This window comes from Microbulbifer sp. 2205BS26-8 (genome assembly GCF_030731025.1).
Classification (GTDB): domain Bacteria; phylum Pseudomonadota; class Gammaproteobacteria; order Pseudomonadales; family Cellvibrionaceae; genus Microbulbifer; species Microbulbifer spongiae.
Map to the genome: position 1 here is coordinate 1 of NZ_JAVAMR010000168.1, position 629 is coordinate 629.

The 629-nt window shown below is 53.6% G+C and carries 2 protein-coding genes; both read right to left on the reverse strand.

What is annotated here, in order from left to right; all coding sequences use genetic code 11:
* Positions 1 to 267 (reverse strand): hypothetical protein (locus tag Q5Y71_RS17085; protein ID WP_306043273.1); only part of this gene is annotated, 267 nt, incomplete at its 3' end.
* The coding region (locus Q5Y71_RS17090) for a hypothetical protein (protein ID WP_306043274.1) at positions 264 to 629 on the reverse strand (366 nt) is incomplete at its 5' end. The genes Q5Y71_RS17090 and Q5Y71_RS17085, both read right to left, overlap by 4 nt.

The window sequence follows — 629 nt, forward strand, 5'->3', positions numbered from 1 at the left end:
GTTGGCCAGGCGTTCAACCGGTAGCAGAATGTAATCATTTGGGGGGATAGACATATTCAGCGCGACGGCATTGTCTGGGGCCGGGCTGCTGGAAACCGGCACGGCATAGACTGAGACTGTCCGCGTTGCCGATGTGGTGTTGGTTATCTTTATTTGCAGGTTTTGCAATATCGTCCCGCTGGGCGAGCTGGGCACCGCGTATAGGGTCGATATTGTGTCTTCCAGCATGATGCTGTTAAAAAACACCGGGTATGTGTTGGTACTCACTGCTGATCCTCCAGCTCTGTTATGCGGCGTTCTAGTTTCTTGATTTGTGTACGCAGTGCTTCTGCGTCGTCACCCCGGGACTCATTGACAAGCTGAATTGCAACAACCCTGACCTGGTGCGGGCTGACTCCATGCACTGTGGTTGAGTTGTCTATCTGAGTGACTTCCTCCACAACCTGGTTAAGATTGATATCAACAGCCGGAGCGCCACCGGACCTGCGCCATAGTTCCTCGAGAAAGCGCGTGGCCTGTTCGTTTTTCAGGAGCGCACGCCAGAAACTACCGTTGAAATAAAGTGCCTGTTCGCTCATGTGTCTTGCGGCTCGATTTCGGCATAAGCGGCGAAGACGGCCCGCTTGACT